We start from the raw sequence: 16,490 nt of genomic DNA, 5'->3' as shown, positions 1-16,490 counted from the left end.
TCATCTACCCTTTACCGGAAACAAAAAACCTGGCATCAGAGAACAAATTTTCGAATGGCTTTCGCTACCCCGTCTTGTTCATTTGTCTCTGTGACCCAGTCTGCTGCCTGCTTTACCTTTTGCTGTGCATTTCCCATTGCCACGCCCACTCCTGCTTCTTTAATCATGGCGAGGTCGTTCAAACTGTCCCCTACGGTCATAACCTCATCCATTGTAATGTCGAGAAGGTCGCACACCTTGCGGATGGCAGCCGCTTTATTAATTCCAGCAGCATTTACTTCAATATTAGTCTCACTCGAATTCGTCACTTCCAGAAATTCATTCATCGCAAGCTCTTCCCGAATGCTTTCCCGAATCGCATCATCCTCTATATCAAAGCCGAATTTCAGCCATTCATGCTCATCCAGCGATTGCGGAAAAGAGGTGGACTTATTCCATACTCCGCCAACGGTCGATGACCAGTAATGCGTCTCATGCTTTTGAGCTAATTTGTACATTTGATCAATATGCTGCACGTCAATCATGGTCCGCTCAATTAAATTTAAATCTGCATCCCAGATTTCGCTTCCGTTCACTGTAATTAAATAGGATGCGAGTTCCAGCGACTCTACAATTTCCTGGCAATAAATTAATGGACGGCCGGTGCTGACCATTACTTTAACGCCCTTCTCCTGAGCTTCCTTTATTGTTTTTCGCGTATAGTCAGACACAGTATGATCATTTTTCAGTAAAGTACCATCCATATCCAGTGCAATTAATTTTATAGCAGTTGATTTCATATCGTTGTTCAATCTCCTTCCAGCACTCCGATTCATGATTGTAGTATATCGCGTACCAGCAGTAAAATCGAATCGTCTATACAATAGGAAAAAATAGAGAAATAATATGGATACAAAGAAGGACATTGCACTTAAAGTGTCAAATATTAGATTGACTATGGAACATTTAAGCTGGAGGAATTAACATGCGGTTAAAGAAAAAAGTAAGATTCGGATTATACGCCTTTATGGCGGGCATCCTGATTCTTTTATTGAATTTGTTTTTTCAGGTCCCGGCTCACCAGGCAGATTCGGTAGAGTCCTATTTAAAAAAGAACGTAGCCTGGAATCATCACGGAGGAGTCATTACAGACGGCTATAAAATATATGGGGGTAATGAAGACGAACTCTATGTTTGGTATGCATTTGAAGAATGGAACCGTGAAACACAGCAGGCGGATTCCGGCGCCTCCCTTCCACTTGTGATCATACTGGACAGCGAGAACCAGGCCGCTGGCCACAAAAAACCGGCTGACGGAGCTGCTTATCACGAAAGCCTCAGGGAGCTTTTTCCTTTCTATGTTCGCGCACGAATGAATCACGATACAGCCCCTCCCTCCCTTCAGCAAATAATTGCAGACCAGCAGAATAACCTTCCTCCAGAGGAAGAGGACGAAGAGTTATCTAAAGAATAAAACTCTATTGAAACGCAGCAAGTAAAAATTGCTTTAATCTGTAAATTATAAAGATGAGGCTCGGAAAGAACTCAAAAAAGTTTATAAAATGAGGATCTATTTATTAATAGTAGCAGGTGAGCGGAGCGGAAGGTGGCGACTCTTGCAGGACATGACGGCAAGCTGAGACCCCGAAAGGCAAAGCCTGAGGATGGCTCAGCGCCGTCCCTGCTGAAAGCGTCCGCCTGAAGCGCAGCCGAACTGGTCAAAGAGATTGAGACACTTTTGTCCCAATCTCTTTTTTTATAATTACCTCAGGTCGAACGAATCAAGTAGCCTCCCCATTCCCTTCATCACTGCTCTTTAAGTGAAAGTTCATTTCTTAAAGAAATCTACTGATCTATTGAATTATTAGAATTTTTAAATTTCCTATTGATTTTGTCATCTTCCTGTAATATGCTCTTACTATGAAAACGATTTCATATCATTCATTGGGGGTGTTCCTATAGGAGGGTGAGCACGTGTACACGATTAAAGATGTTGCGTCAAAAGCTGGGTTATCACAAGCGACGGTTTCAAGAGTATTAAATAATCATCCATATGTCAGTGAAGAAAAAAAAAGAGCAGTTCATAAAGCAATGGATGAGCTCGGCTATGTGCCTAATTCTTCAGCACAACGGCTGCGAAACTTGAAAACAAAGAAAATCGCTGTTCTCGTATCAAGAATTATAAACCCTTTCTTTAGTCATTTAGTAGATGCCATGGAAAAAAGGGCAGCTGGGGCAGGCTTTCAGGTCATCCTGTGCAATACGAGAATTGATAAAGAAAAAGAACTTGAATACTTTCAGCTTTTAAAATCAAAGCAAGTAGACGGAATCATTATGGCCTCTGTGGAGAATTCCTGGGAAGTGATTGAACCTTATACTAAATATGGACCAATCATCTACTGCAATGAATACGACCCGGCTGCACAGGTAATCAGAGTCAGGCTCGATCAAATTGAAGGCGGCTACATCGGTACAAAGCACTTACTCGACAAGGGGCATCGGAAAATAGCTTATTGTCAGGGGAACGACAGCAGCGTTTCCACAAACCGCCGAAAAGGATATTTGAAAGCGGTTACAGAAGCGTCACTTACTCCCCAGCCTGCCTGGATGTTTAAAAACATTTTTACAATAGAAGATGGCAGAGAGATTTTTAGAAAGCTTAAAGAACTGCCTGAGACACCCACTGCTGTTTTTACAGGCAGTGACGAAGTGGCAGCAGGCGTCATAAAAGAAGCACAGCAGCATGCCTGGAGAGTTCCGGAGGATTTGGCGGTCATAGGGTTTGATGATCAGCCAATTGCTGAATTACTGGACCCTCAAATTACCACTATCAACCAGTTCACAACCGATATTGGGGTTACCGCGATGAATATCATGCTGGAAATTATTCATGATCCTGCAGTAAACAAACCGCAGGACATCCTACTGCCTATTCATTTAATTGAGAGACAATCAACCTAAAAATCAAGGGGGCATTTACATGAAACTTTGGAATAAAAAAATTGCAGGAGCAACTGTTCTGACAATGAGCTTACTTTTGGCAGCGTGCAGCGGGGATGACGAGGATGCAGCAAACGACTCCCCGGATAACGGCGGCGACGGTGATGCTGGATCTGATGAGCAGGTTGAAATCACCTACGCATCCGGCGTTGACGTAACCGGCGCTACACAGGCGCTAATTGAAGCATTTGAAGAGGCAAATCCGAATATCACTGTAAATTACCGTGAAATGCCAGCTGATACAGGTGCCTCACACGATACGTACGTTACCTCCTTCAGCTCTCAGGATACAGAAATTGATGTATTTGATGCCGATGTGATCTGGCCGGCAGAATTTGCCCAGGCACAATACGCTCTTGATCTGGATCGTTTCATTGAAGCTGACGGCATCAACATGGACGACTACTTCCCTGGCACCGTCGCTTCAGGAAACTTTAATGGACGTCAGTACGCGATGCCGAAATTTACGGATGCAGGACTCCTCTACTACCGTACAGATATCGTAGAAACCCCTCCTGAAACATGGGACGAGCTGTTTCAGATGGCTGGTGAACTGAACGGGGAAGGCGGTACAGAATTCGGCTACCTGATGCAGGCCAATCAATATGAAGGAATGATTACAAATGCGATCGAATTTATCGCGGCATACGGCGGACAAGTCGTTGATGAGAATAATGAGGTCGTAGTAGACAGTCCTGAAACAATTGCCGGAATCACAAAAATGGTTGAGTTTGTAAACTCCGACTTCGTGCCAAGCAATATCTTAAGCTTCCAGGAAACTGAAACAAACAACGCCTGGGTTGGAGGAGATGCTGTATTTGCCCGCAACTGGCCTTACATGCAGTCAACCTCAAACGATGAAGAAGCATCTGAAGTTGCAGGAAATGTCGGCTTTGCCGTATTGCCTGCCGGTGACGACGGCAATGCAGCAACACTTGGCGGCTGGATGAGCATGATCAACCGCTACAGTGAACATCCTAATGAAGCATGGGAATTTGTGAAGTTCATGTCAGGGCCTGAAGGACAAAAAATCAGTGCAGAAGTAGGCGGACGTGCCCCTACTTTAGAAGCACTGTACGATGACCCAGAAGTTCAGGACGCAGCTGCCTTATTCTCAAATGAAGAATTTGTCACTACTCTTCAAAACGCTGTACCGCGTCCAGTATCACCTATCTACCCGCAGATCACAGACATCATGCAGGTAGAACTATCCAAAGCACTGACACAAGACATCACACCTGAAGAAGCAGCAGCCAACATGCAGGAAAAAATAGAAGCTGCAATGGCTGAATAAAAGCGGAGGCAGGCGTTTAGGGGCGACAAGCATAAGACGACCTGCACTAATAGGCGCCCTTTGCCTATTGGGCAGTGCGGCTTATGACCTCGAGCCCCTGCCTGCTGCAGCTGGATATCAGTAAAAGTGGAAACGGGCGTTAAGCTCTGACAGACGTAAGGCGAACTGCCAAGCAGGCGCTTTTTGCCTGCATGGCGGAGCGGCTTACGATCCGAGGAGCTGCCCGTTGGAACTGGATATTATAGTAAAAGCGGAAGCAGGCGTTAAGCCCCTGCCAGGAACACACGACAACTTAACGAAGGGGAGGTGAAACTTGTTCACCTCCCCTTTCTATTAAACGAAAAAGCGGGTGATAGAATTGAAGTTTCAGTTAAATGAAAAGCAGCTTGGATACGCCATGGTTGCCCCTGCCCTTATTCTGGTTATTCTTGTTACCCTATGGCCGGTTGCGCAATCGTTTTACAACAGTTTATTCGATTACCGCCTTACAGACCCTTCCCGATCAGAACGGTTCACACAATCCAATATAGATCTGGAACGGTACGCTACTGAATATTTTTACATTTCTCGTGATCTGGAGGATTTATCTGCACAGGCACCGGATGATGAAACCGCTCAAGCAGTCAATGACATTCAAACAGAAATTGAAGCCTTCCACAGCGAACTTATCGAAATGGATGGTTTAGAGGAGCAATATGGAGAAGTAGATGAAATGATTGCTTCTTTTACTGCTATATCTGACCGGGATTTAAAGTACGCAGAAGTGGATAACGACTGGGCAGAAGGATACAAAGATTTTCTGGCCGCTTCGAATGAAGAGCTTATTGCTCTATCCGAGGGTGCACCTGAAGAAGACTTTTCCACTACCGCAGGAAACGTCGCAGGAACGCTGGATACAATTAACAGCGCAGTAATTGAATCTAACTTTATCGGGTTAAGCAATTACAGCCGCTACTTGCAGGATGCCCGGATGTGGCAGTCCCTTTTAAATACCTTTATCTTTACCATTGCTTCTGTTGCAGTAGAACTCGTTTTGGGTCTTGCCATCGCAATCCTGATAAATCGGGTCTTTATCGGACGCGGTGTTGTAAGAGCCTCTGTTCTCATACCATGGGCGATCCCAACGGCTGTTGCAGCGATGATGTGGGGCTTTTTATACGACGGACAAACAGGAATTGTCGCTCATTACTTTGAACAATTCGGTTTAATTAATGACGCTTCTGTTCTTCTGTCTACAGCAAACGGAGGTATGTTTTCTGTCATTTTTGCAGATGTATGGAAAACGACGCCTTACATGGCACTTCTACTTCTTGCCGGCCTTCAGACGATTCCCGGTTCCTTATATGAAGCAGCCGAAGTTGATGGTGCAGGCAAATGGCAGCAATTCTGGAAAGTCACTTTGCCTTTATTAAAATCAGCAATTTTAGTAGCTTTGCTTTTCAGGACACTTGATGCTTTCCGTGTGTTCGACTTAATTTATGTATTAACAGGCGGCGGACCTGCGAACTCTACTGAATCCATATCCATTTATGCTTATATCACCCTATTCTCTCAGCAGAATTTTGGAGCAGGATCTGTACTTTCTGTCATCGTGTTTTTATGTGTCGCTTTAATTTCAACCTTATTTATTAAATTCATCGGGTCTGATCTATTTGAAGGAAGATCTCGATAAGGAGGAATCAAGATGAACAAACGTGCTGGTATAGGATTTTATATTTTTCTTGTCGTGTTTGTATTTTTTGTGATGTTCCCTTTCATCTGGGTTTTCCTCACATCGATCAAACCGCAGGGTGAAATTTTCAACAATTTTAATTGGTTTACCGCAAATCCCACACTTGACTCGTACGTAAATGCAGTAGAGAGACGTCCATTGTTTCGGTACATGTTAAACAGCTTTGTTGTTTCCACTTTAACGACGATTATTGCGATTGGTTTTGCTTCCATCGCAGCTTATGCACTAACACGCTTGCCAATTAAATTCAAAGGGCTTATCCTCGGTATTATACTCGCAGCTTCCATGTTTCCGCAGATTGCGATTATTTCACCGATCTACAATTTTGTATCGGATATGGGCCTTAGAAACAGCTATATGGGACTCGTCATTCCATATATTACAATCAGCTTGCCACTCTCGATCTGGATCCTTGCAACATTCTTTAAAAAGATTCCGTGGGAGCTCGAAGAATCTGCTAAACTAGATGGAGCAACACCTTTTCAAACATTTCGCAAGATTATCTTTCCTCTGGCAGCGCCCGGCGTTTTTACTACTGGGATTCTGGTTTTCATTGCTGCCTGGAACGAATATTTGTTTGCGCTTACGATCAATACCGCAGACAAATGGCGGACTGTTCCCGTAGGAATTTCTTTCTACCAAAGTCAATTTACAATTCCCTGGGGAGATATTTCAGCTGCCACTGTTATTGTGACCATTCCTATTGTTATACTGGTATTGATTTTCCAAAGAAGAATTGTAGCTGGACTTACTTCCGGCTCAGTCAAAGAATAAAAGGAGTGTAAAAAATGAATGTAACGGTTTGGAACGAGTTTCGCCATGAAAAAAACAATGAAGAAGTAACAAAAATTTATCCTGATGGGATTCACCAGGTACTTGCTTCTGCACTTACAGAGCATGGATACGACGTGAAAACGGCTACACTGGATGAGCCTGAACATGGTTTAACAGAAGAAGTACTGAATAATACAGATGTTCTGCTTTGGTGGGGTCATGTGGCTCACGATGAAGTAGATGACGCCATTGTAGAAAAAGTTCAAAAAAGAGTATGGGAAGGTATGGGACTAGTTGTCCTCCACTCTGCTCATTTCTCGAAAATTTTCAAAACTCTTATGGGTACGGGATGCGACCTGAAATGGCGTGAAGCGCAGGAGAAAGAACGCCTTTGGGTCGTTGATCCGAGCCACCCGATTGCAGATGGCATCGGTGAATATATCGAACTTGAAGAAGAAGAAATGTACGGGGAGCATTTTGATATCCCTGCTCCTGATGAGCTGGTATTCTTAAGCTGGTTCCAAGGTGGAGAAGTATTCCGCAGCGGTGCAACATTCAAGCGCGGAAACGGCAAAATCTTTTACTTCCGTCCAGGACATGAAACACACCCTACGTACTACAATAAACAAATTCAAAAAGTAATTGCGAATGGCGTAAAATGGGCTGCCCCTACTAAGCGCGAGTATCCTGTATACGGAAATGCAAAGCCAATTGAAAAGCTTGAAGGCTACAAGGAGGACTAAGATGACCAGATTGAAAATTGGCGTTGTCGGCGCGGGAAGTATTGCCCAAAAACGGCATCTGCTGGAATACGCTGAAAATGATCAAGTAGAAGTTGTGGCAATTTGCGATATTAACGAAAAGAGGGCTCAGGAAGCGGCTGACAAATTCGGCATTGCTAAGGTCTTCACCAATTACCACGAATTGTTAAAAGAAGATTTGGATGCGGTCAGCGTCTGTACACCAAACTATTTACACGCACCTGTTTCGGTAGCTGCCCTGAAGGCTGGAAATCATGTTCTTTGCGAAAAGCCGATGGCGACAAGCCAGGAAGAAGCGGAGCAAATGATTGCTGTTGCGGAAAAGAGCGGAAAAATGCTGATGATCGGCCATAATCAGCGCTTTGTAGAATCACATCAGCAAGCAAGAAAATGGATTGCTGAAGGAAAGCTTGGAAAAGTATTCAGTTTCAGAACAGCATTTGGCCACCCTGGTCCTGAAGCCTGGAGCGTGGACGGCGCTGCAAGCTGGTTCTTTAAAAAAGAAGAAGCATTTATCGGGGCTATGGGTGATCTCGGCGTCCACAAGACCGATCTTATCCGCTATATATTGGGAGAAGAAATGACGGAAGTAGCCGCAATGGTGGAAACAAGCTCCAAAAAAGCAAATGTTGATGACAATGCTGTACTTTTGTTAAAAACGGAAAGCGGCATTATCGGTACGCTGGCGGCAAGCTGGTCTTATAAAGGCAAGGAAGATAACTCCACTGTTATTTATGCAGAAAAAGGAGTGCTCCGCCTCGAAGACGACGAGACGTATTCTGTTGTTTTTCATAAAAACGATGGAACGAAAGAGCAGCTCAGTCTCGGCCAAATCCAGTCTAATGAAGAAGGCGGACAAGTATCCACCGGTGTGATCAACCATTTTGTTGAATCCATTCTGACTGGCAATGAGCCATTAGTGACAGGGTATGAAGGGATGAAGTCTCTTCAGGTGATTTTAGCTGCCCTTCAATCCAACGAAACAAAACAAATCGTAAAACTATAGGTGATATGATGGAAAAATTACGAATGGGCTTTATTGGGGCAGGAGGAATTGCCGTTTCAAGGCACCTTCCCGCCTTTCAACTATTAAGCGATCATGTTGAAATTACAGCTGTATGTGACGTCAACGAAGAAAGAGCGCAAACGGTTGCCGCAGATCATTCCATATCTTTTTACACGACCAAATATGAAGAAGTATTTGAGCATGTGGATGCAGTAACGATTTGCACACCAAATAAATTTCATGCTGAAATTTCCATTGCAGCGCTAAACGCAGGGGTTCATGTGCTATGTGAAAAACCAATGGCCCTCACTGCTAAAGAATGCGAGGAAATGATTGAAGCGTCTAAAAAGGCAGATAAGATTCTGATGATCGCTTATCACTACCGTTATTCAAAAGAAGCACGCGCAGCAAAACGTTTTATTGATGAAGGTGAAATCGGACGCCCTCTCGTTTCCCGAGCTCAAGCGATCCGCCGCCGTAAAGTTCCCGGCTGGGGCGTCTTTACGAATAAGGAGCTGCAAGGCGGAGGAAGCCTGATTGACTTTGGCTGTCATTTCCTTGACTTAGCCCTGCACTTAATGGAGTTTCCGGAAATTGCAGAAGTATCAGGGGCTACATATAACGAGCTTAGCCGGCAGGCAGATATCGTTAACCAATGGGGCACCTTTGATCCGTCCACCTTTGAAGTGGATGATCACGCAACAGCTTTCATTAAATTTAAAGATGGTGCCACCCTTCTATTTGAAACATCCTGGGCAGCCAACCTGGCAGATGACCAGGAAACGGTCAGCGTATCCGGTACAAACGGCGGACTAGATGTATACCCTTTGAAGCTTTACCAATCAAAATACGGAATGCTTCTTGACCAGAGTGCGTATTGGATTTCAGATGACGAAAACCCGGGTATACCGCAAGCAGCCAACTTTGTTGAAAGCTGCCGCGGACGCCAGACCCCTCTTGTAAAGCCTGAGGAAGCGTTAATGGTATCAAAAATTATAGAAGCCATTTATGAAAGCAGCGACACAGGAAAAGCCATTACGTTTAATTAAAGATTAAGGAGGAATGAGAAATGAAGTTAGGTGTTTTTACCGTTCTTTTTGCTCAAAAATCATTTGAAGATATGCTGGATTATGTGAAGGATTCAGGACTGGATGCAGTGGAGATTGGCACCGGCGGCTACCCTGGCACGAATCACTGCCCGATTGACGACTTGCTCGAAGACGAGGGCAAACGCAATCAGTATTTAGACGCTGTCATTTCCCGCGGTTTAACGATCAGTGCATTCAGCTGCCATGGAAACCCGGTAAGCCCTGATCCTGCTTTCGCGAAAGAAAGCGATGAAGCACTTCGAAAAAGCATTAAACTTGCTCAGCTAATGGGCGTACCCGTAGTAAACACGTTTTCCGGAACACCTGGGGCAGACGAGCAGGCGCGCCAGCCTAACTGGCCGGTAGCTCCATGGCCAAATGAATACGGCGACGTTTTAGAATGGCAATGGGAACACAAGCTGATTCCATACTGGAGAGAAATTGGTGAAATCGCCAAGGAAGCAGATGTTAAAATTGGCCTTGAACTTCATGGCGGTTTCTCTGTCCACACTCCGCACACGATGCTAAAGCTTCGTGAAGCAACCAATGAGTACATCGGTGCAAACCTTGACCCAAGTCACTTATGGTGGCAGGGAATTGACCCAGTTGGCGCGATCAAAATACTTGGCAGGGAAAACGCCATCCACCATTTCCATGCTAAAGATACTTATATTGATCAAGACAACGTAAACATGTACGGCCTCACGGATATGCAGCCTTACAGCAACATCCAAACCCGCGCATGGAACTTCCGCTCAGTAGGCATGGGGCACTCTGCAGATGTATGGGGCGGCATCATCAGCGCCCTTCGCACATATGGCTACGACCATGTTGTCAGCATCGAACACGAAGACCCAATCATGAGCATAGAAGAAGGATTCCAACGCGCCGTCACCACCCTAAAATCAGTCAACATCAAAGAACAACCAGCAGAAATGTGGTGGCTATAACTAAAAGCGGAAGCAGGCGTTCAGCTCCGACAGACGTAAGACGATCCGAGGAGCTGCCTGCTGCAGCTGGATATTATACTAAAAGCGGAAGCAGGCGTTTAGGGGCGACAAGCATAAGACGACCTGCATTAATAGGCGCTCTTTGCCTATTGTGCAGGGTGGCTTATGACCTCGAGCCCCTGCCTGTGCTGAAGCTTGTGAAGCTAAAGCAGAACATAAGAATAAGCACCGGCATCTCTCTGCCAGTGCTTTTTTCTTTTAACGATTATTTTTTTGTATCTGTTCTCTATTTATCAGCATAGACCCTCATTCGCTCTTTCTCTTTTACTCTCCATAAATCGAAACCGAGCCGCCGTTTACAAAGAATTGCCCCCACCCGTCGCTATTAATTGTGACGGTGTTTGAAGAATTCCCTGTTTTATCTCTCCATGTTTCGCCTGCATTTCGCTTTCCAACATACATCCACTTATTTCCGCCGGGACCATCAGACAGAATGGTGGCCAGTCCTGATTTAGAACGGTCCGTTACACCTTCTCTTGTCCAACCAATTACGTCTTGATGATTTAAGTAGTCATGCTGGGTTCCGTAGGCCATATCCTTCCTTGCTTTTAAAATAGGAGTTAATTTTGAAGACAAATTTGGAATTTCCCGATTACTTGATCCCTTTGTTCCGTAAAAATCACCGTAAAACAAGTTAGGGTAGCCCTGCTCCCTTGTCATAATCATGGCATAAGCAAGCGGTTTGAACCAGGCATCAACAGTCGATTCGAGAGATTGGCCCGGCTGTGAATCATGGTTGTCTACAATCGTTACAGCCAACGTCGGGTGCTGCTGAACGACTGATCCATTGAAGATCGTGCGCATATCAAAATTACCGCCGCTGTTGGCTGCGCGCTGAAAGTTGTAATGCAGCGGTACGTCAAAAACAGAATGAGAATAGCCTGTTTTGGCTAAATAATTGTTAATGGCGCCGAGGTCATTCTGCCAGTATTCTGCGACTGTGAAAAGCTCTTTTCCTGTAGTTCTTCTGACATCTGTGAGCCACTCCTGAATATAATCATGTTTAATATGTTTAACTGCATCTAATCGGAAGCCATCCAAGTTCAAACTTTGCACATACCACTTACCCCAGTTTTTCAGTTCTGCTTTTACCTCCGGGTGATCAAAGTCGACATCTGCATACATAAGATAATCGTAATTTCCAAACTCGTTTGATACTTCTGTATCCCATGACTTTCCAGAGCCTCTGAATTTATAAATTCTGTTCAAGCTTCTGGATTGATCCCAATCTGTGCCATCAAAATGATACCAGCGCCATTTAAAAGCTGAATGAAGATTATTTCTTCCTGCAAAGTTAAAGCCTGTCCATGCAGAGATTGTGTATTCTCCGGAGGTTTCCTGTGAGCGGTTATTTGGATTCACCTCCACTGCCTGAACAGATTCAGTAAAGTCCGCCCCTCCTTTGTGATTCATCACAACGTCTCCATAGGTTCCTATGCCCTGATTTTTCAGGGTGTTAATGGCTGTCTGAAGCTGCCCCCGTGTGCCATATTTTGTTCTGACTGTGCCTTTTTGATTAAACTCTCCTAAATCATATAAATCATATGCTCCGTACCCAACATCGTTTTGCGACGTCCCCTTATAGGCAGGAGGAATCCAAACGGTTGTGATTCCAAGGTTTTTTAGATTTGATGCATCATTCGTAAGTCGATTCCAATGAAGTCCATCATTTGGCAGATACCATTCAAAATATTGCATCATGGTTCCGTTCTGCGGAGTTGCAGCATTGCCAATCATTTGATACGGCAATATCGTACATGCAACTAGTAAAGCGACCAGCCATCTGGTTAGTTTTTGCCACCCCTTCATCTTTTCATCCCCTTATCCGATTGTTGCACGCTAATGAAAACGCTTGCATAAATTGATTATCTAACAAACATTACCAAAAGAAAAGATGGCAAAGTAAAAAAGCTATTTGGACCTACATCATTTCAAATATGCTAGTCTAATAGGTGGATTTTTATTTTTATGTAAAAATAGAGGCAGGGACAAAACTCAAGAAAGTTTAAAAGTGTGGAGATATTTATTAATAGTAAGAGGTGAGCGGAGCGGAAGGTGGCGACTCCTGCAGGATTTGACAGCAAGCTTAGACTTTGACGGGTAAGGCCCCGGGAAGGCTCAGCTTGCCGCCCCTGCGTCCGCCTGAAGCGCAGCGAACCGGTAGTAGAGCCTGAGACACTTTTGTCCCAGGCTCAAAGTGAGTTATGGGATTGCCTTCAATAGAAAATCTGCTAAATGTACAGCTTCTACTTTACCTGCTAATCCGCTTCGCTCAATGCCCACCTTCATCTGCAGAAGGCAGCCTGGGTTCGCTGTTACAATAACGCCTGGTTCCGTGGTTTTTGCTTTTTCCATTTTATCATCTAAAATTTTGAGAGACATTTCCGGCTGAACAATGGTGTAAATCCCCGCCGAACCACAGCATCCTGAAGCATCCGGCATTTCACGGTACTCCACTCCCTGAACCTGCTTGAGCAGCTGCCTTGGCTCACGGTAAACATTCATACCGTTTCGCAAATGGCAGGAGTCCTGATATGTAATTACAGTTGAAGGACAGGTCATATTCACTTTTTCCTGCAAGCCCATATCCATTAAAATCGTGGAAAAATCACGCACACGGGAAGAAAAGTAACGGGCTCGATCTTTCCAGCCCTCCCCTTTATTCATTAAGTGATCATAGCCTGACAAATAAGCTCCGCAGCCCCCGGCATTAAGGACAATGTAATCCGCTTGGATGGATTCAAAGGCAGAGATATTTCGTTTTGCCATGGCAATTGCTTGGTCTTTCTCTCCCGCATGCCCGTGAAGCGCTCCGCAGCAGCCCTGATCGTCCGGAATATGCACTTCACAGCCGGCCATTTGAAGAAGCTTGATGGTTGCCCGGTTGGTCTCGTTAAACATCGTATCCATCAGGCACCCTGCAAAGAAAGCGACCGTCGCGGTTTTTTCACCGATTGCATCAAAAACCTTCTGCTCGTATCGGCGCTTTTTTTCTTTTTGCACAGGCGGCAAAACCTTTTCCATTTCCTGCATTCCTTTTGGAAACAGCTTTAAAAATCCCACCTTACGGACACCTTTTTGCAATCCGGATCGCTGATAAAAGCCAACAAGGTTAACGGCCCGGTTCATTTGCTTGTTTTTAGGAAACAGCTCGTGAAAGACGGTGCGGCGCACAGCCTTTTGCGGACCCGAGTAAGAGGTATGCTCCTGTAGAATTGCCCGTGACTCCTCAAGCAAATGGCCATATTGCACGCCTGCCGGGCAGACAGGTTCACAGGCTCGGCAGCCAAGGCAGACATCAAGGGAGTTTCGCACTTCTTCGTCTGCTTCAATCATCCCGTCACGCACCGCTTTCATCATCGCAATCCGTCCTCTTGGAGAATGAATTTCCTGCTCTCCGGACTGAATATATGTGGGACAGCTCGGCAGACAAAAGCCGCAGCGCATGCAGTTCATTAATTCATTTTCATCCACCCGCTCTACAAAGGCGAGTCTGATTTCCTCCGTACTGGTCATGATTCCACCACCAATCGTTTTCGTGTATCTTTTCCAAAAATCTTATTGGGGTTCATTATATTGTTTGAATCAAACGTTTGTTTAACTGCTTTCATGATTTCAATCCCTGCTGGACCAACCTTCCATTCTAAATAAGGAGCCTTCATCTCGCCTACTCCGTGTTCTCCGGTAATGGTCCCGCCAAGTGACACTGCCTTTTCAAAAATAGCTTCAAATGCCAGCTCAACTCTTTCCATTTCTTCCTTGTCCCTTGCATCCGTTAAACAGGTCGGATGAAGATTTCCATCGCCTGCATGACCAAATGTACAGATGGTCAAGTTAAAACGGCGGGCTGTCTCATTAATGGCGTGGACCATCTCCGCTACTTTTGACCGGGGAACCGTTGCGTCTTCCAATATCGTGGTCGGCTTTAAGCGTGCCAAAGCAGAAAGAGCGGTTCTTCTTGCTGTGCGCAAGTTCTCGGCTTGCTGCGGTGTTTGAGCCGTTTCAACTGAAATCGCTCCTCTTTCCTGGCAGATGACTTGCATCTTCTTCATATCTTTTAAGACCGCTGCCTCTTCACCGTCCTGTTCAATTAACAGTACAGCTTCCGCGTTTAAAGGAAGCCCTACCTTCGCAAAATCTTCGACTGCTTTTATCGTCGGTTTATCCATGAATTCGAGCGTAGCAGGGATCATACGATGGGCGATGATGGATGAAACAGCTTCTGCTGCGCGTTCCATAGAGTCAAATACAGCCAGCATCGTCTGCTTTGATACTGGAATCGGAATTAGCTTAAGCGTGGCTTCTGTGACAATGCCAAGCGTTCCTTCTGACCCCACCATCAGCTTGGTCAGGTCATACCCGGCCACATCCTTCGCAAGCTTTCCTCCCGTTTTGATAATGGATCCATTCGGCAAAACTACTTCTAAGCCGAGCACATAATCTTTGGTTACACCATATTTCAAACCACGCAAGCCACCTGAATTTTCATTTATATTTCCCCCAATTGTGGAAATCTTCATGGAAGATGGATCCGGCGGATAAAACAGACCCCGCTCCTCCACTGCATCAATCAGGGTTTTTGTAATGACACCCGGCTGTACAGTAGCGGTCAGGTTTTCTTCATCAATTTCAAGTATGTTTTTCATGCGCGTAAAAAGCAGGACCAGCCCTCCTGAAGTCGGACAGGTTCCTCCGCACAGATTAGTGCCTGAACCTCTTGGAATAATAGGAATTCTGTTTTCATTGCACAGCCTCACAATCGCCGCCACTTCTTCTGTAGAACCCGGAACGGCGATCGCATCCGGCATCGATTGATAGCCAGGTGTAGCATCATACGAATACACTAATCGTGAGGCAGAAGAAGACTGAACGTGCTCCTTGCCAATTAACTGGTGGAGCTGCTCCAAAATCTCAGGTTTCATGGTTCTCCCCCCTTTCTCTTTAGAGCGTAACTATTTCTTCATTCATTTATTTTTTCAAATGCTGAACGACTTCATGTGTGTCTACGATTCTTTCAAACACCTCTTGACCCCGTTTTGAACAAAGCCCAATGAAAAGAGCATCGATCACGGCCATTTGAGCGATCCTGGCTGTCATGGTGCCTATGCGTAAGTTATGTTCTTCTTCTGACATAGTCAGAACGAGATCTGCAAGTCTGCGTGCAGGTGATGACCCGTTTTGTGTCAGCAAAATGCATGTGACTCCCCGTTTTTTGGCAATGCTCAGAAGATCTACTACTTCTTTTGTCTTCCCTGAGGTTGAAACGACAAAGACTACATCTTTTTGTGTAGCGTTAGCCGTCATGGTCATTTGTAAATGACTGTCATCTGATCTGAACGCATTAACATTAATCCGCAGCAGCTTTTGTGTAAAATCCCTTACGACAACAGATGACCCCCCTACTCCATACGCAAAAACCCGCTCTGCCTGATCTAAATAATCTATTGCCTTCGATATGGATTTTACGGAAAGCATTTTCTCTGTATTTTGAAGAGCCTGTATCGTATTAAACATAACCTTTTGAATGATCAGCTTTGGATCATCTTCAAGCTGAAATGGAGAGTCCACTGCCTCTGGAATTCCTTCTCCTTTTGTGTGAAGTTCTTTTGCTAATTCCAGCTTCATCACTTTAAAGCTTTGAATGCCGATCCGTTTACAAAACCGCATAACGGCCGCTTCACTGCTATGGCTCGCTGCAGCTAATTCTTTTGTTGTCATTTCCATCACTTGCGCCGGGCTGCTTAACACATAGTTCGCAACCGACTTTTCAGCTCTTGTAAACAATTCAAGATTTCGTTCAATTTGTTTTAAAACCGAAAAAATAGACATCTTGTCCTCCCGTGTGA

14 protein-coding genes are annotated in these 16,490 nt (G+C 44.9%); 9 read left to right on the top strand and 5 right to left on the bottom strand.

Going from position 1 to position 16,490, the window contains the following annotated elements:
• Positions 1-35: 35 nt before the first annotated feature.
• Complete coding sequence (locus P6709_RS13320) at positions 36-791, bottom strand: Cof-type HAD-IIB family hydrolase (RefSeq protein WP_442905326.1); 756 nt, start codon at positions 789-791, stop codon at positions 36-38.
• Between the two features lie 173 nt (positions 792-964).
• On the opposite strand from P6709_RS13320, the gene P6709_RS13315 reads away from it, so the two are divergent.
• The 9 genes from P6709_RS13315 (at position 965) to P6709_RS13275 (ending at position 10,584) form a co-directional block, all read left to right on the top strand.
• Positions 965-1,453 carry a hypothetical protein gene (locus P6709_RS13315; protein WP_278241415.1) on the top strand — a complete coding sequence of 163 codons (489 nt, stop codon included), beginning with the start codon at positions 965-967 and terminating at the stop codon, positions 1,451-1,453.
• A gap of 500 nt (positions 1,454-1,953) precedes the next feature.
• The gene (locus P6709_RS13310) at positions 1,954-2,940 is read left to right on the top strand and encodes a LacI family DNA-binding transcriptional regulator (protein ID WP_278241414.1); all 987 of its coding nucleotides are present in this window, start codon (positions 1,954-1,956) and stop codon (positions 2,938-2,940) included.
• 19 nt (positions 2,941-2,959) lie between these two features.
• A complete protein-coding gene (locus P6709_RS13305) occupies positions 2,960-4,273 on the top strand; it encodes an ABC transporter substrate-binding protein (protein WP_278241413.1) in 1,314 nt (437 codons plus the stop codon).
• Positions 4,274-4,670: 397 nt separating this feature from the next.
• Positions 4,671-5,945, top strand: a complete 1,275-nt coding sequence (locus P6709_RS13300; protein ID WP_442905332.1) for a carbohydrate ABC transporter permease — start codon at positions 4,671-4,673, stop codon at positions 5,943-5,945.
• A gap of 12 nt (positions 5,946-5,957) precedes the next feature.
• Positions 5,958-6,779: a carbohydrate ABC transporter permease gene (locus P6709_RS13295; protein WP_278241411.1), complete on the top strand. Its 822-nt coding sequence runs from the start codon at positions 5,958-5,960 to the stop codon at positions 6,777-6,779.
• Between the two features lie 14 nt (positions 6,780-6,793).
• Positions 6,794-7,522, top strand: a complete 729-nt coding sequence (locus tag P6709_RS13290) for a ThuA domain-containing protein (RefSeq protein ID WP_278241410.1) — start codon at positions 6,794-6,796, stop codon at positions 7,520-7,522.
• A 1-nt stretch (position 7,523) separates the two neighbouring features.
• Positions 7,524-8,546: a Gfo/Idh/MocA family protein gene (locus P6709_RS13285; protein WP_278241409.1), complete on the top strand. Its 1,023-nt coding sequence runs from the start codon at positions 7,524-7,526 to the stop codon at positions 8,544-8,546.
• Positions 8,547-8,554: 8 nt separating this feature from the next.
• Positions 8,555-9,595 (top strand): Gfo/Idh/MocA family protein, encoded by a 1,041-nt coding sequence (locus P6709_RS13280; RefSeq protein ID WP_278241408.1) that lies wholly within the window; start codon positions 8,555-8,557, stop codon positions 9,593-9,595.
• A 20-nt stretch (positions 9,596-9,615) separates the two neighbouring features.
• Complete coding sequence (locus tag P6709_RS13275; RefSeq protein ID WP_278241407.1) at positions 9,616-10,584, top strand: sugar phosphate isomerase/epimerase family protein; 969 nt, start codon at positions 9,616-9,618, stop codon at positions 10,582-10,584.
• Positions 10,585-10,908: 324 nt separating this feature from the next.
• Here the strand turns inward: P6709_RS13275 and amyS are convergent, their stop codons facing one another.
• The 4 genes from amyS to P6709_RS13255 all read right to left on the bottom strand — a co-directional run bounded on the left by amyS (position 10,909) and on the right by P6709_RS13255 (position 16,473).
• Positions 10,909-12,453 (bottom strand): alpha-amylase, encoded by a 1,545-nt coding sequence (gene amyS, locus P6709_RS13270; protein WP_278241406.1) that lies wholly within the window; start codon positions 12,451-12,453, stop codon positions 10,909-10,911.
• Between the two features lie 393 nt (positions 12,454-12,846).
• On the bottom strand, positions 12,847-14,160 hold the full coding sequence (locus P6709_RS13265) for a (Fe-S)-binding protein (protein WP_278241405.1): 1,314 nt from the start codon (positions 14,158-14,160) through the stop codon (positions 12,847-12,849).
• Complete coding sequence (gene glcD, locus P6709_RS13260) at positions 14,157-15,566, bottom strand: glycolate oxidase subunit GlcD (RefSeq protein ID WP_278241404.1); 1,410 nt, start codon at positions 15,564-15,566, stop codon at positions 14,157-14,159. Before glcD ends, P6709_RS13265 begins: the two co-directional genes overlap by 4 nt.
• A gap of 46 nt (positions 15,567-15,612) precedes the next feature.
• Positions 15,613-16,473, bottom strand: coding sequence for a MurR/RpiR family transcriptional regulator (locus tag P6709_RS13255; protein WP_278241403.1), 861 nt, complete (start codon positions 16,471-16,473; stop codon positions 15,613-15,615).
• Between the last annotated feature and the right edge of the window lie 17 nt (positions 16,474-16,490).

This window comes from Jeotgalibacillus sp. ET6, from assembly GCF_029667115.1.
Taxonomy (GTDB): Bacteria; Bacillota; Bacilli; order Bacillales; family Jeotgalibacillaceae; genus Jeotgalibacillus.
Note: the sequence above shows the minus strand (reverse complement) of the source record. Positions and strands in the feature narration are given on the sequence as shown.

Excerpts from the sequence above, each read along its gene's own strand:
- P6709_RS13315 (WP_278241415.1), top strand. The coding sequence starts at position 965 with ATGCGGTTAAAGAAAAAAGTAAGATTCGGATTATACGCCTTTATGGCG.
- P6709_RS13305 (WP_278241413.1), top strand. The coding sequence starts at position 2,960 with ATGAAACTTTGGAATAAAAAAATTGCAGGAGCAACTGTTCTGACAATG.
- P6709_RS13300 (WP_442905332.1), top strand. The coding sequence starts at position 4,671 with ATGGTTGCCCCTGCCCTTATTCTGGTTATTCTTGTTACCCTATGGCCG.
- P6709_RS13295 (WP_278241411.1), top strand. The coding sequence starts at position 5,958 with ATGAACAAACGTGCTGGTATAGGATTTTATATTTTTCTTGTCGTGTTT.
- P6709_RS13290 (WP_278241410.1), top strand. The coding sequence starts at position 6,794 with ATGAATGTAACGGTTTGGAACGAGTTTCGCCATGAAAAAAACAATGAA.
- P6709_RS13285 (WP_278241409.1), top strand. The coding sequence starts at position 7,524 with ATGACCAGATTGAAAATTGGCGTTGTCGGCGCGGGAAGTATTGCCCAA.
- P6709_RS13280 (WP_278241408.1), top strand. The coding sequence starts at position 8,555 with ATGGAAAAATTACGAATGGGCTTTATTGGGGCAGGAGGAATTGCCGTT.
- P6709_RS13275 (WP_278241407.1), top strand. The coding sequence starts at position 9,616 with ATGAAGTTAGGTGTTTTTACCGTTCTTTTTGCTCAAAAATCATTTGAA.
- amyS (WP_278241406.1), bottom strand. The coding sequence starts at position 12,453 with ATGAAGGGGTGGCAAAAACTAACCAGATGGCTGGTCGCTTTACTAGTT.
- P6709_RS13265 (WP_278241405.1), bottom strand. The coding sequence starts at position 14,160 with ATGACCAGTACGGAGGAAATCAGACTCGCCTTTGTAGAGCGGGTGGAT.
- glcD (WP_278241404.1), bottom strand. The coding sequence starts at position 15,566 with ATGAAACCTGAGATTTTGGAGCAGCTCCACCAGTTAATTGGCAAGGAG.
- P6709_RS13255 (WP_278241403.1), bottom strand. The coding sequence starts at position 16,473 with ATGTCTATTTTTTCGGTTTTAAAACAAATTGAACGAAATCTTGAATTG.